The following is a 14142-nucleotide window of genomic DNA, read 5'->3' as shown; positions in this document are numbered from 1 at the left end:
ACCGGCCCATACACCCCAACGGCCATCCTTTCCTCAGGCGTCCCGCCCCGGTCTAACCGGGGCGGGTTGCATTCATTCCAGACCCTTGTGCAATTTTGACAGGTGTACCCTATGTCCCTCACCCCTGCTGGCCTGATCCGTTTCCTCTCATCGGTGCACCCCTATGACAGCCTGGAGTCAGGGGTACTTGCAGATCTGGCCCCCCAGTTTGAGGTGCTCGACTTCCCCTCACAATCGCAGATCTACCAGTTGCAGGACCCTCTCATGGGGCTCTATCTGGTCTATAGCGGTGAAGTCGAAGTACTGGATGAGAACGGTATGGCCGTCTCTATCCTGGGCCCGCGAAACTCCTTTGGAGAACGCGGGCTGATCCGCGATGGACTGGCCGTCACCTCTGCCCGGGCCACCGAGGATTGCCTGTTGTTGCTCCTGCCCAAAGAGGGTTTTTTCTCTCTCATGGCGGCGCAGCGCAGTGTTGCCCGTTTTTTTGATCGTCGCCGCCCGGAACCTGCGCAATACAGCGGCCTCACCACAACCCGCGCCGCGGATTTCATGGCCAAAGATCCGGTCACCTGCTCGACCGGTCTCACCTGCCAAAGTGCCGCGCAACTGATGCGCCAACATCATATTTCGTGCCTCTGCGTCACCGAAGATGCCGGACTGCAGGGCATTCTGACCACTCGCGATCTGACTGAGAAATTACTGGCCGAGGGGCTGCCCTTTTCGACCCCGGTCTCAAAAGTGATGACCCAAGCGCCAATCACCCTGCCCCCTTCAGCCCTGGGCTCTGATGTCTTGCATGCGATGATGGAGCACCACATTGGCCATGTCCCCATCACCCAGGGCAAGGAGATTGTTGGCATTGTGACCCAGACCGACCTGACCCGTTTTCAGGCGGTCAACTCGGCTGAACTGGTTTCCCGCGTGGCCCGTGCCAGCAGTGCTTCCGAAATGGCCCTCGCCACGGCGGAAATCCCGCAACTTTTGGTGCAACTGGTCGCCGCAGGAAATCGACACGAAGTTGTAACCCGTTTGATCACTGACATTGCAGATGCCGCCACCCGGCGTTTGCTCACTCTGGCGGAAGAGGCTCTCGGAGCGCCCCCGGTTCCCTATCTCTGGTTGGCCTGCGGCAGTCAGGGTCGTCAGGAGCAGACCGGTGTTTCGGATCAAGACAATTGCCTGATCCTGGATGATCGCTATGCGGCGGACCACGAAGCCTATTTCAAAGCCCTGGCGGATTTTGTCTGCGACGGTCTCAACACCTGCGGTTATGTCTTTTGTCCTGGGGATATGATGGCCAGCAACCCGCGCTGGAGACAGCGACTGTCGGTTTGGCGTGGCTACTTCGAAGGGTGGATCCGCAAGCCCGGTCCCGAAGCACAGATGCTGGCCTCGGTCATGTTCGACCTGCGCCCCATCGGCGGCGACAAGAGCCTGTTTGAGGGGCTACAGGCCGAAGTCCTGGCGCTTGCAGGTGCCAATTCGATCTTCACCGCTCATATGGCCTCCAATGCGCTGAAACATACGCCTCCCTTGGGGTTGCTGCGCGGTTTCGCAACCATTCGGTCGGGAGAGCACCGCAATACTCTGGATCTAAAACACAACGGGGTCGTTCCCGTAACGGATCTGGCCCGGATCTATGCCCTACAAACCGGCATCACTGCGGCGAACACAAGGGCCCGGCTGGAAGCAGGCGCAGAGTTGGGCGCCATAAGCCCCAGCGGTGCGCAGGACCTTTTGGATGCCTATGACCTGATCCAGCAGACCCGGTTGGAGCATCAAGCCACCCTGGTGCGCCGCGGTGAAGCGCCCGATAACTATCTTTCCCCTTCCAGCCTCTCAGACTTTGAGCGAAGTCATCTTCGGGATGCCTTTGTCGTGGTAAAAACAATGCAATCGGCCCTGGGCCACGGAAAAGGAATGCTAAGCTAGGTGGAATGCGTCAGAGGCCGGATGTGCCGAGCCTATGACCAATAGATCAGTAAGGCAGATTCGAGGATTTCGATGTTTCTAGAACTCATCGCGGTGATTTTTGCAGGTATTGCCCTCGCGGGGCTGGTGATGTTGCTGAACAAGGTGACAGGTGGGCGGCTGCCACGCTGGTCTGCCCCGGTTGCAGCCGGTCTTGGCATGATCGCCGCTACCATTTTTTCCGAATACGGTTGGTATCAACGCAACGCCCAGGCCCTGCCTGAAGGTTTTGTGGTGGTCGAGAAGGTTGAAAACCAGAGCCTCTATCGCCCCTGGACCTATCTGGTTCCCTATTATGATCGCTTTGCGGCAATAGATACCTTCAACCTGCAAGAGCACCGCTCCCATCCGGGAACCAAGCTGACAACCCTTTACTTCTTTGGCAGATGGGCCCCGGTCAATCAGGTTCAGGCCGCGATGGACTGCCAAGAATGGCGCCGTGCCCTGATCACTGTAGAGGCGGATTTTACCACAGATGGCGCGATCAAAGGGGTGGATTGGATCCAGGGAGAAGAAGAGGACAGCCTGCTAAAGGCAGCCTGCCAGGAGGGATAACATGTTGAATAGGCTCAGCCTGCGTCTCAGGGTCTTTTTGTTCTTTTGCCTGATTGCGATGGGGACATTGCTGGTTTTTGCAGGCGCCCTGTGGAGTGGCTACCAACGTGCAGCAGAAGGCACGCCGCTTGATCCCTTTGTCTTTGCCGGGCTGCTGAGCAGCTTTCTAGTCCTGGGCCTGGTTGCCGGCATCTGGCTCCTGTTTGACGAACATGTCGCCAAACCCATCGAGATGCTGGCGGCAGAGATGCGCAGCCGGGCGCATGCGGGTGTAACCCGCAAGATGGACAGCGATGCTGCGCGATACCTGGGCGACCTAGCCCCTGCGGCTGCGGGGCTGGCCGGAGAGCTGGGGGTTGCCTCTTTGCGTTCGGCAGAAAGCATCGCGGTCGAAACCCAAAGGTTGGAAGCAGAAAAGCAGCACTTGACAGCTTTGCTGAGCGAGATCCCAGTCGCCACCGCCCTGATCAGCCCGCAGCATCAGATCGTTCTCTATGATATGCAGGCGGCATCTGTCTTGGCGCAGGTTGCTCCCCCGCGCCTTGCGGCATCCCTTTTCGACTACCTAGAGAAAGATGCCCTGATCAAAGCTCATGATTGTATGAATGCAACAGGCAAAGAGGTCAAAACCCAGGTAAAAGCCACCGGGCGGAAGGTCCAGTTTGACCTGCGTCTGCGGCCATTGGGCGCGGGCAATGGATATGTCTTGGTCTTTTCAGACGTCTCCTTGGAGATCGCGCCAGAAGAGTCACGCCCATTGGTCTATGATTTCGACCTGCTTGCCACACAAACGAATGGTCTGCGAACAAGGCCCCTCCGGAGTCTGAGTTTTACCGTTTTTGACACCGAGACCACAGGCTTGCTGCCTCACAAGGATGAGATCGTTCAGATTGGGGCACTACGGGTAGTCAATGGGCGCTTGGTTAATGGTGAGGGTTTTGAAACTCTGGTGAACCCCGGCTTTGACATTCCTGCGGCCTCTACTGCGGTGCATGGTGTAACCACCGAGATGGTGCGCAATTCCCCAATGATAAAAACCGCTGGGGCAGCTTTTCACCAGTTTTGCAAGGATAGCGTTTTAGTTGCGCATAATGCGCCCTTTGATATCGCTTTCCTGCGGCGTCATGCAAAATCTTCAGGAGTTGATTGGAATCATATGGTTCTCGACACTGTTTTGCTGAGTGCGGTGATCTTTGGCGCTTCGGTCCCTCATACTCTGGATGCGCTCTGCGACCGTCTGGAGATTAACATTCCTGAGGCCCTGCGCCATACGGCAATGGGGGATGCACAGGCCACTGCCGAAGCACTGTTGCGGATGCTGCCCATGCTGGAAGCGCGTGGATTTACAACCTTGGACGAGGTTCTGGAGCAAACGCGGCAACACGGGCGTTTACTGGAAGACCTGAACCCTGTGGACAATCACGGCAGCACATGGCAGGCAGACGCGACCACCTGATACGAGGCGCGCGACATGCCTGAAGTCACCTTTGTTCCCGGCCCGGACTCCCACCGTGCCTACCGTGATGCCCTGGGCTGCTTTGGCACTGGCATTACCGTTATCACCACGCAGACTGTGGATGGCCCCCTTGCCATTACTGTCAACAGCTTTACGTCTGTCTCGCTGGACCCTCCGCTTCTGCTATGGTGCCCGGCACAAAGCTCGCTGCGCCATGACACCTTTGTCAACGCGGAACGCTTCGCCATTCATGTTCTGGCAGAAGGACAATTCGAAATGGCTCAGCATTTTGCAAAAAACGGCGAAGCTTTTGACACGGTGAATTGGCATCTGAGCGCGGAGAAAACCCCCTATCTTCCCGGTGCTATTGCCCGTTTTGAATGCAAGAAATTCGCCGACTATCCAGGCGGGGATCATACCATCATTCTGGGAGAGGTCACGTCAGTAACCACCACACCTGGAAAGGGTTTGATCTTTAAACGCGGGCAATATGGCGGTTTTCTAGAGCAGCCCTAGTTCTCGATAAAGCTGCACTCCCCCTGGCATGCCAGCGCTAACCGCGCGTCCGGCGATCTCTCTAAAAACCCCATTGAGCTGTGGACCAGGTCATGAGGTCAACATCCTCCTCTGCTTCCTCATTGGTCTGCCTGGCTGTTTGGTCCCGAAGGGGGCTTGGACGACTACAAACGCTGGGCATCGAAGTTTTCAGAGGTCTCGCTTCCAATGCGCTCTTTTGTAGAGAGAGCGCCGGCGTGAGATCCAGCGCCTTCTGGGAGCAGGCTGAAACACAAATCCCACATTGCACGCAGCTGTTTTCGGTCAGGGTCAATCTGCCATCTTCCGCAGAAAGACCCAAAGCACCTGTCGGGCAAAGCCAGACACAGGCCCGGCACATATTGCAATTCTGCTCTTGCAATCGGATGTGCCCATAGGGCGCAAAATTGGGAAGAACCACCTGGTCAGTACCCTCTGGTTGCAGAATGCGAACCATCTCCCACACGGTTTTGGAACTACATCCCTTTGCTCCGCCGCGAAATCGATCTCGACGGGACAAGGGGGCTGCAGACGTGATCTGAGAAAGCAAACCGGTCAGTGCCGAAAACAAGAAAATCCGCCCCCGCCCACTGAAACTGGCAGCCAGCGAAACCTCTCTTCGCTGAGGAGAGATTTCGTCTTCCACCTTGGTGCTTTGTAACCAAACCTGGTCAAACCCAGCTGTCAGCATAAAGAGCAGCTCCTGATGGCTCAGCTCCGCGGGGTCACAAATCTCCAACAAAGTCAGAAACACACGATTGGAAGCGGCGAGCGCGTTCAGTTTTTGAAAAACCGTGGGCTCTCCCCCAGTAGACAGGCCCAAAAGGCGCTTGCCTCCGGGAAGGAGCAATATAAGGATCTGCGTCTCCCCCCCCGATTGCCGACGCACAGCAGCGGAGCGGCAAATCTCATCAATTTGTTGCAAGACCAGCTGATCTCTCTCGCTGCTTTCGGGATCTGTGGACCAGTTGCGTCGCGAATGCTGCCGCCATTCACGCGAGAGGTAACGTTTCTGCGTCAGCGCCGCCGCATCCAAAGTTTCAAAATCACAACACCCGCAGATACATAGCCGTTTCACTTCTGCGGAGCAGAACGGTTGTTTTGCTTCCTCGGTGTCTCTGGGTTGAGCTCTGCCTTTTGTTGCGCTTATCCGCATGCCACATCTCCCACAGCAAATGTAGCACGCTGGGAGATTTCGGCTTCAAGGATTTTCAATTCTGATTCGTTTTTGCGCAAGCTTTTCGAAAGCCACGATAAAGCCGCCAAGCTTTGAGGCTTGGCGGCTCACTTTGACACTAGAAGTTCGTATTCTTACTTCAGTGCTGCATCTGTGATCACATGGCTCCAAGCCCCTTCCGGCGCTTTGGTGATAACCGGTGAGGATCCACCATCCAGCAGGGTCTTTACGGTGCGCTCATAGTCGGCAGGGTCCAGGGCGCCATTGCTGCCCGCGGTCAGCTTGGCAATCTCACCCATCATGCGTTTTTGGTGCACCTCGGTCTGGGCACCGGAGGCGTCATTGTCGAGCACGATTTCAGCCGCCTCATCCGGATGTGCTTCGGCATATTTCCAGCCCTTCATAGAGGCACGCACAAAGCGCTCCATCTTGCCGACAAAGGCAGCGTCACTCAGGTTCTCTTCCAGAACATAAAGACCGTCTTCCAGGGTTGCGACCCCCTGATCTTCATACTTGAAGGTGACCAGCTCATCAGCGCCAACGCCGCTATCAATGACCTGCCAGTATTCGTTGTAGGTCATGGTCGAGATGCAGTCGGCCTGGCGCTGCAGCAGCGGATCCACGTTAAAGCCCTGCTTCAGAACTTCAACACCCGCCTCGCCCTTGGCTTCGGTGGAAATGCCCAGCTGGCTCATCCAGCTCATAAAGGGGAATTCATTGCCGAAGAACCAGACACCTAAGGTGCGGTTGGCCAGATCCTTGGGCTCTGCAATGCCGGTGTCTTTCCAGCAGGTCAGCATCATGCCCGAGCTTTTGAAGGGCTGGGCAATATTGACCAGCGGCAGCCCCTTTTCACGCGCCGCCAAAGCGGCTGGCATCCATTCAACCGTCACATCGGCACCGCCACCGGCGATCACCTGGGTCGGCGCGATGTCCGGACCACCGGGCAGGATGGTGACATTCAGGTCCTCTTCTTCATAGAATCCCTTGTCCAGCGCCACGTAGTAGCCAGCGAACTGTGCCTGTGTCACCCATTTGAGCTGCAGCTTCACATCATCTGCCGCTTGTGCTGCACCTGCTGCACCCAGCGCCAGAGCGGCTGCTGTCAAAATGTGTTTCATTGGTATGTTCTCCCTATTGGTTATGACAAAAGCTTGCGCGAATTTGACCCTTCGATCAAAGATTTTTATTTGTTTTATTTCAGCATCCTACCCTTTTGCACAAGCATGAGGCGCGTGTTTTGGTGAAAGCCCGCTTTTAGCACAGGCGGCGCAGGCACCGGACCAGATCGCCTCTCTGGTCCTCCCCACCCGGCAACTGATCCGGATGGGGTAGTCTCATCAACGCCGTTGCGACGGGTGCCAAAAGGTCAGGCTCTTCTCAACCAGAGCGATAACCCCATAAAAGAGCGACCCGGCAAGGGCCGCAACCAGGATCTCGGCCCAGACCATATCCAGCGCAAGCTGCCCCACACTGGTGGAGATCCTGAAGCCCATACCCACGGTGGGTGAGCCAAAGAACTCAGCCACGATCGCGCCGACCAGCGCCAAGGTGGTGGAGATTTTCAGACCATTGAAGATAAAGGGCAGTGCCGCCGGCAGGCGCAGTTTAAAGAAGCTTTGCCAATAGCTGGCCGCATATGTCTGCATCAGATCGCGCTGCATGGCAGAGGTCTCACGCAGGCCAGCCACGGTATTGACCAGCATCGGGAAGAAGACCATTACCACAACCACTGCCGCCTTGGACTGCCAGTCAAAACCGAACCACATCACCAGAATGGGCGCGGTGCCGACAATGGGCAAGGCCGCAACAAAATTGCCCACCGGCAGCAGTCCCCGGCGCAGAAAGTCACTGCGATCAACCGCCACCGCCATCAACAACGCTGCCCCGCAGCCCATGATGTAGCCGGACAAGGCGCCTTTGAGGAAGGTCTGGGCAAAATCCTGCCAGAGGATCGGCAGGCTAGAGGCAAAACGCTCCGCGATCAGTGTTGGGGCTGGCAGGATCACCAGAGAGACCTCAAGGCCGCGCACCAAGAGTTCCCAGACCACCAGAATGGTCACGCCAAAGATTACAGGCACCAAGAGCTGCACCGCGCGGGTCTTGGCCGCTGGACTATTGGCCAGACGGCTATTGATCCACCAGCCTGCACACCAGGCAAGAACTGCGAGAAGAACCAAAGTCATGCGCTCATCCCCATCCGCTGCAGCACGTTACGTTCAATAAAGCCAAGCAACGCCACCAGCAGAGCCGCCAGAATGGCTGCCGCGAAGAGGGCTGACCAGATCTGCACCGTCTGCCCATAGTAGCTGCCTGCCAAAAGGCGCGCACCTAGGCCAGCAACCGCGCCGGTTGGAAGCTCCCCCACGATGGCACCCACCAGGGAAGCGGCGATACCGATCTTCAGCGAGGCAAAGAGATAGGGCATCGAAGAAGGCAGCCGCAGTTTCCAGAACCCCTGACTGGTCGAGGCGCTATAGGTCTTCAGCAGATCCAACTGCATGGCGTCAGGACTACGCAGCCCTTTGACCATGCCGACCACCACGGGGAAGAAGCTGAGATAGGCCGAAATGATCGCCTTGGGGATGATCCCCTGCACCCCGATCGAGTAGAGCACCACGATGATCATCGGCGCCAGCGCGATGATCGGGATGGTCTGACTAACGATGGCCCAAGGCATCACCGACATATCCATCACCTTGGAATGCACGATGCCCACAGCCAGCAGGATCCCCAGCCCGGTGCCGATGACAAAGCCCAACAGAGTTGCCGAAAGCGTCACCTGGCCGTGATAGATCAGGCTGCGCTTTGAGGTGATCTTCTTTTGCACGGTGGTCTTCCACAGCTCCTGCGCCACCTGATGCGGTGCGGGCAGACGCGGGCGCTCCACCGACCAGACCCGGTTGATGGCAAAGGTGTTTTTCGCCACCAACCCCAGGGCAGAGGCATTGCGGCGTTCCTTGGCAGTCGCAGGCATGACCTGCTCCTCTGCCCGTTCGGCCGCATCCAACACGCCTTTTATGTTCATCGGGATACAGGCGAGATACCAGATCACCACGATTGTGGCGACAACGGTTAGAACAGCTAGAAAACTTTTCATGTCCGCCACTCCATCCGGGTTTCCGGCAACTGGTTGGGTAGATCTACCGCGTGCGGACCAGTCTCAGCAAAGCCTTCCCGCTTGTAGAAGCTCTGCGCCGCCTGATTGCACGCCTGTGTGGTCAGCCAGACAAAGCCGCGTCCGTTTTTCACGCGATCCATAAGGGATTTGCCATGGCCCTTGCCGCGTTCACTGCAATAAAGCATGCCAACTCTTTGGTTTTCCGGATCAAATGAAAGATAGCCTTTGACAGGCTCGCCCGAGACCCAGATTTCCCGTTTTGGCATGATCTCCCGAATGAAATCCTCAGACTCCTTTAGGCTATAGGTCTTTGGCATCCATTCTGTCGCCTCTTCCCAATCAAAGATGATCTGAGCCATGGCAGGAATATCGGCCTCTGTCGCCCTTCTAACCGAATCTTCAGTCATCCGCATGGCCTTCCCGCAGGCCTTCGCGCACGCGATGGGCGATCTCGATGAACTCGGGACTGTCTCGGATATCCAGGGGGCGTTCGCGTGGCAGGGTGCTGTCGATCACATCGTGAATGCGGCCCGGACGCGGGGACATCACCACAATCTTTGTGCTCAGATAGACCGCCTCGGGGATCGAATGAGTGACAAAGCCGATGGTCTTGTTGGTGCGCGCCCAGAGCTTCAGCAGTTGCTCGTTGAGGTGATCGCGCACGATCTCGTCCAGCGCCCCAAAGGGTTCATCCATTAGGAGGATATCCGCATCAAAGGCCAGCGCCCGCGCGATGCTGGCCCGTTGCTGCATGCCCCCCGAAAGCTGCCAGGGGTATTTGCCGCCAAAGCCCGCAAGCTCCACCAGTTCCAGCACCTCCTGGACGCGCTTGTCCTGCTCTGCCTTGGAGTATCCCATGATCTCCAGCGGCAGTTTGATGTTCTTGGCAATGGTGCGCCAAGGGTAAAGCCCTGCCGCCTGAAACACATAGCCATAGGCGCGGTTCCTGCGCGCCTCGTCCGGGGTCATGCCATTGACGGTAATGCTACCGCCGGTGGGGTGCTCCAGCGCAGCCATAACCCGCAAAAAGGTGGTCTTGCCGCAGCCAGAGGGGCCGATAAAGCTGACAAAATCGCCCTTGTTGATGGTGAGGTTCACATCCTTCAGCGCCTGCACCGGTCCGTCATTGGTGGGAAAAACCAGATCGAGGTTCTTCGCTTCAACGACAGCCTCGGGTGCATCTGCGATGGCATGGGCCTGGGTGGTCGTTTGAGTATTCATGTGTTTGCCTTGCTCAGACTGTGAGGGGGCCGCCGCAATGCTGCAGCAGCCCTGCTCTCTTTAAACGCCGGTTGCCGGAATGCCAGAACGCTCTACCGGGCGCGGGGAGGTCAGCTCTTTCCAGGTGGAAAGCGACTTGTTCACCGTGGCATTGGCCTCGCGCTCGACAAAGCGGCCGTGGCCTTCCTGGGTGCGGATCTCACCGTCATGCACCGCGACCTGTCCCCGTGTCAGGGTAAAGCGCGGTAGGCCTTTGACCTCATGGCCCTCAAAGACGTTGTAGTCGATCGCACTCTGCTGGGTGCCGGCTGCGATGGTCTTGCTCTTTTCCGGATCCCAAACCACCAGATCCGCATCGGCGCCAACCAATACTGCACCTTTTTTCGGGTAGCAGTTCAGGATCTTGGCGATATTGGTCGAGGTCACGGCGACAAATTCATTCGGCGTCAGCCGACCGGTTGCAACGCCATGAGTCCAAAGCATCGGCATCCGGTCTTCCAGACCGCCGGTGCCATTGGGGATCTTGGTGAAATCGCCCACCCCGGTGCGTTTCTGTTCGGTGGTAAAGGCGCAGTGATCCGTTGCCACCACCGAGAGAGAGCCGGACTGCAAGCCATTCCACAGGCTATCCTGATGCAGCTTATTGCGGAAGGGCGGCGACATCACCCGGCGCGCAGCGTGGTCCCAATCCTGGTTGAAATACTCACTTTCATCCAAGGTCAAGTGCTGGATCAGCGGCTCACCCCAGACGCGCTTGCCCTGCATGCGCGCACGGCGGATGGCCTCGTGGCTGTCCTCACAGGAGGTATGCACCACGTAAAGCGGCACGCCCGCCATATCAGCGATCATGATCGCACGGTTGGTGGCCTCGCCCTCCACCTGCGGCGGACGGGAATAAGCGTGGGCCTCCGGTCCATTGTTGCCCTCGGCCAGGAGTTTCGCCGAAAGCTCGGCAACCACGTCGCCGTTCTCCGCATGGACCATGGCGATACCGCCCAGCTCTGCCAGGCGCTGGAAGCTGGAGTAGAGCTCATCATCGTTCACCATCAAGGCGCCCTTGTAGGCCATGAAGTGCTTGAAAGTATTGATGCCGCGGGTCTCGATCACGGTCTTCATATCGTCAAAGACCTGCTCACCCCACCAGGTCACCGCCATGTGGAAGGAATAGTCGCAATTGGCACGGGTGGATTTGTTGTCCCAGCGCTTCAGCGCATCAAGCAAGCTCTCACCCGGATTGGGCAGGGCAAAATCCACCACCATGGTGGTGCCGCCTGCCAGGCCCGCACGGGTGCCGCTTTCAAAATCATCCGAGGAATAGGTGCCCATAAAGGGCATTTCCAGATGGGTATGGGGATCGATGCCGCCGGGCATGACGTAGCAGCCGGTGGCGTCCAGCTCCTCATCGCCTTTCAGGTTGGGACCGATCTGGGTGATAACCCCGTTTTCGATCAAGACATCGGATTTATAAGTCAGGTCAGCGGTCACAATTGTGCCGTTCTTGATGACTTTGCTCATGGTTCAAAACTCCCTGTTTCGAAAGCGACTTTGCCTCTTGGCGGGCTAGTCGCAGATCTGGTCCCCTTCTGCATTCAGCAGGGGGCGGACCCAATTGTCACCGCGATCAAAGATCGCATAGCAGCCTGTGTTGTCGCGCAGCACATCCTCGGGGCCGATATGATCAGGCAGCGCAGCACGCGCCTTATCAGAGATACCGCTCCAACCGGCCTCTACCGGTTCTTCCCGCGTCTCCGCCTGCAAACAGGCCGAAAGAACAAGGAAGACCCCAAGAAAGCCAAGACGCCCTGCGCGCAGTCGGATCACGAAATGATCTCTGCCGTCTCTACCACCGCGTGGAACAGAACATTGCCGCCGGCCTCGGCCCATTCCTTGCTGATTTCTTCAGCTTCATTGTGGCTGAGGCCGTCAACGCAGGGGCACATCACCATCGCGGTCGGCGCCACCCCGTTGATCCAGCAGGCATCATGGCCTGCGCCGGAGATGATATCGTGATGTGAATAGCCCAGCCGTTCCGCTGCGCTGCGCACCGCAGTCACGCAAGTCTCGTCAAAGGCCACGGGGTCAAAGCCGCCGACTTTCTCAAACTCAATGCTGACACCCATGGCATCGGCGATCTCCTGTCCCTTTTCGCGCAGCTGCTTCTCCATATCGGTGATCACGTCCAGATCCGGACTGCGGAAATCAACGGTAAAGACTGCTTTGCCGGGGATCACATTGCGCGAGTTCGGATACACATCGATATGACCGGCCGCACCGACCGCATGGGGGGCATGACCCCAGGCGATTTCATCCACGCACTCAAGGATGCGCGCCATGGCAAGGCCTGCATTCTTGCGCATCGGCATCGGAGTAGATCCGGTATGGGCGTCCTTTCCGGTCACCGTCACCTGGGTCCAGCTGAGGCCCTGGCCATGGGTGACAACACCGATGTCTTTGCCCTCGGCCTCCAGAATGGGGCCCTGTTCAATGTGCAGTTCAAAGAAAGCATGCATCTTACGCGCGCCGACTTCCTCATCACCGCGCCAGCCAATGCGTTTCAGCTCATCACCGAATTTCTTGCCTTCCGCATCTTCGCGGTCGTAAGCCCAGTCCTGGGTATGGATACCCGCAAAGACCCCGGAAGAAAGCATGGCCGGCGCATACCGGGTGCCTTCTTCATTGGTGAAATTGGTGGCCACGATGGGGTGCTTGGTCTTGATGCCCATATCATTGAGCGAGCGGATCAGCTCCAGCCCCGCCAGCACCCCCAGCACCCCATCATATTTGCCGCCGGTGGGCTGGGTGTCCAGATGCGATCCCACATAGACCGGCAGTGCTTCAGGATCGGTTCCAGGGCGGGTGGCAAACATATTGCCCATCTGATCGAGGCCCATCTCGCAGCCAGCCTCTTCGCACCATTTCTGGAACAGGGCGCGCCCCTCGGCGTCTTCGTCGGTCAGGGTCTGGCGGTTGTTGCCACCTGCAACACCCGGGCCGACTTTTGCCATCTCCATCAGGCTGTCCCACAGCCGATCCCCATTGATTTTCAGATTCTGTCCCAAAGACGTCATCGCAGCTTCCTTCCTGTTCATCCCGTCTAAAGCGCGGGTTCATCCTGGCTTGGCACCAGAGGTGGCTTTGAAGCGTTGGCCCTTCCATTTGTCGGCTTTGCCGTCACGGGATTTGACCAACTGGTCAAACTCACGCTATCACGGGAATGGCACCAGTCAAGAAATTGAGTCACAATGGTTCCGAAAACTCCCGAATTCGGGGCATAACGCGCAAATCACGAGCAATTCGTCCAGATAGGATCGCTTTTTCACAATGCCAAAAGACCGTTCGCCCACCCGCATTCAGAAAAAGAATCGCGCAGCCATTCTGGAGGCCGCCTTGGATGTCTTCTCTACCCATGGGTTTCGCGGCTCCACTGTGGATCAGATTGCAAAGGCTGCGGGGCTCAGCAAGCCCAATCTGCTTTACTATTTCCCCTCCAAGGAAGCGATCTTCAACGAGTTGATGGCGGAGCTTTTGGGCACCTGGCTGGACCCCCTTCGAGCACTTGACCCAGAGGGTGAGCCGCTGGAAGAAATCCTGGCCTATGTCCAACGCAAACTGCAGATGAGCCGAGATTTCCCACGCGAAAGCCGCCTCTATGCCAATGAGATTGTCCAGGGGGCGCCCCGGCTACATGAGGTAATCGCCGGGGACCTTTCGGATTTGGTCGAAGAGAAGGCCCAGTTGCTACAAAGCTGGATGGATGCCGGAAAAATCAACCGCGCACACCCCAAGCATTTGCTGTTTTCGATCTGGTCCCTGACACAGCATTATGCGGATTTTGACGTACAGGTGCGCACGCTTATGGGTGAGGAAGACCCCTTTGATGCCGCTCCCGAGTACCTGGAAACTCTGTACCGGCGCATGTTGACCCCCAAGGGGTAAACCGGCCCCAGAAGCTGAGGGCCTTGGAGAGGAAAGGCAACCTATCGCGGTCCTGAAACTCCTGCCCCTCCCAATTATTGGTTTTCTTCCAATAACCTAAAGGCAGATCCTCCCGCGCCCGCACGCAGGGCCAGCTTTGCCGCCCCTACCTGAACGGCCTTGGGCCAG

The 14142-nt window shown here is 57.5% G+C and carries 14 protein-coding genes; 5 read left to right on the top strand and 9 right to left on the bottom strand.

Translation table 11 applies throughout. The features are described from left to right. The first annotated feature begins 111 nt into the window (after window positions 1-111). The 4 genes from RSK20926_RS03245 (at window position 112) to RSK20926_RS03230 (ending at window position 4501) form a co-directional block, all read left to right on the top strand. Window positions 112-1935 carry a DUF294 nucleotidyltransferase-like domain-containing protein gene (locus tag RSK20926_RS03245; protein WP_008204372.1) on the top strand — a complete coding sequence of 608 codons (1824 nt, stop codon included), beginning with the start codon at window positions 112-114 and terminating at the stop codon, window positions 1933-1935. A gap of 72 nt (window positions 1936-2007) precedes the next feature. After that, on the top strand, window positions 2008-2529 hold the full coding sequence (locus RSK20926_RS03240; protein WP_008204371.1) for a hypothetical protein: 522 nt from the start codon (window positions 2008-2010) through the stop codon (window positions 2527-2529). A gap of 1 nt (window position 2530) precedes the next feature. After that, entirely contained in the window at window positions 2531-3985 is a 1455-nt protein-coding gene (locus tag RSK20926_RS03235; RefSeq protein WP_037253661.1) for a 3'-5' exonuclease, read from the top strand. A gap of 15 nt (window positions 3986-4000) precedes the next feature. Next, window positions 4001-4501, top strand: a complete 501-nt coding sequence (locus tag RSK20926_RS03230; protein ID WP_008204369.1) for a flavin reductase family protein — start codon at window positions 4001-4003, stop codon at window positions 4499-4501. 61 nt (window positions 4502-4562) lie between these two features. Here the strand turns inward: RSK20926_RS03230 and RSK20926_RS03225 are convergent, their stop codons facing one another. The 9 genes from RSK20926_RS03225 to RSK20926_RS03185 form a co-directional block, all read right to left on the bottom strand. After that, window positions 4563-5555 (bottom strand): 4Fe-4S dicluster domain-containing protein, encoded by a 993-nt coding sequence (locus tag RSK20926_RS03225; protein WP_008204368.1) that lies wholly within the window; start codon window positions 5553-5555, stop codon window positions 4563-4565. Between the two features lie 275 nt (window positions 5556-5830). Beyond that, the gene (locus RSK20926_RS03220; protein WP_008204367.1) at window positions 5831-6817 is read right to left on the bottom strand and encodes an ABC transporter substrate-binding protein; all 987 of its coding nucleotides are present in this window, start codon (window positions 6815-6817) and stop codon (window positions 5831-5833) included. Window positions 6818-7036: 219 nt separating this feature from the next. Next, window positions 7037-7882: an ABC transporter permease gene (locus RSK20926_RS03215; protein WP_008204366.1), complete on the bottom strand. Its 846-nt coding sequence runs from the start codon at window positions 7880-7882 to the stop codon at window positions 7037-7039. After that, complete coding sequence (locus RSK20926_RS03210) at window positions 7879-8796, bottom strand: ABC transporter permease (RefSeq protein WP_008204365.1); 918 nt, start codon at window positions 8794-8796, stop codon at window positions 7879-7881. Before RSK20926_RS03210 ends, RSK20926_RS03215 begins: the two co-directional genes overlap by 4 nt. Then, a complete protein-coding gene (locus RSK20926_RS03205; protein ID WP_037253659.1) occupies window positions 8793-9224 on the bottom strand; it encodes a GNAT family N-acetyltransferase in 432 nt (143 codons plus the stop codon). Before RSK20926_RS03205 ends, RSK20926_RS03210 begins: the two co-directional genes overlap by 4 nt. Then, window positions 9217-10038 (bottom strand): ABC transporter ATP-binding protein, encoded by an 822-nt coding sequence (locus RSK20926_RS03200; RefSeq protein ID WP_008204363.1) that lies wholly within the window; start codon window positions 10036-10038, stop codon window positions 9217-9219. The genes RSK20926_RS03205 and RSK20926_RS03200 overlap by 8 nt, the downstream gene beginning before the upstream one ends. Before the next feature lie 60 nt (window positions 10039-10098). Then, on the bottom strand, window positions 10099-11553 hold the full coding sequence (hydA, locus tag RSK20926_RS03195; protein ID WP_008204362.1) for a dihydropyrimidinase: 1455 nt from the start codon (window positions 11551-11553) through the stop codon (window positions 10099-10101). Window positions 11554-11598: 45 nt separating this feature from the next. Next, window positions 11599-11859, bottom strand: coding sequence for a hypothetical protein (locus RSK20926_RS03190; protein WP_008204360.1), 261 nt, complete (start codon window positions 11857-11859; stop codon window positions 11599-11601). Next, window positions 11856-13106 (bottom strand): Zn-dependent hydrolase, encoded by a 1251-nt coding sequence (locus RSK20926_RS03185; protein WP_037253656.1) that lies wholly within the window; start codon window positions 13104-13106, stop codon window positions 11856-11858. Before RSK20926_RS03185 ends, RSK20926_RS03190 begins: the two co-directional genes overlap by 4 nt. 253 nt (window positions 13107-13359) lie before the next feature. Between RSK20926_RS03185 and RSK20926_RS03180 the strand changes: the two genes are divergently transcribed. Continuing rightward, window positions 13360-13974, top strand: a complete 615-nt coding sequence (locus RSK20926_RS03180) for a TetR family transcriptional regulator C-terminal domain-containing protein (RefSeq protein ID WP_008204356.1) — start codon at window positions 13360-13362, stop codon at window positions 13972-13974. Window positions 13975-14142 lie beyond the last annotated feature (168 nt).

The sequence above is a fragment of the Roseobacter sp. SK209-2-6 genome (genome assembly GCF_000169455.1).
In the GTDB taxonomy this organism is placed as follows: domain Bacteria; phylum Pseudomonadota; class Alphaproteobacteria; order Rhodobacterales; family Rhodobacteraceae; genus Pseudophaeobacter.
Note: the sequence above shows the minus strand (reverse complement) of the source record. Positions and strands in the feature narration are given on the sequence as shown.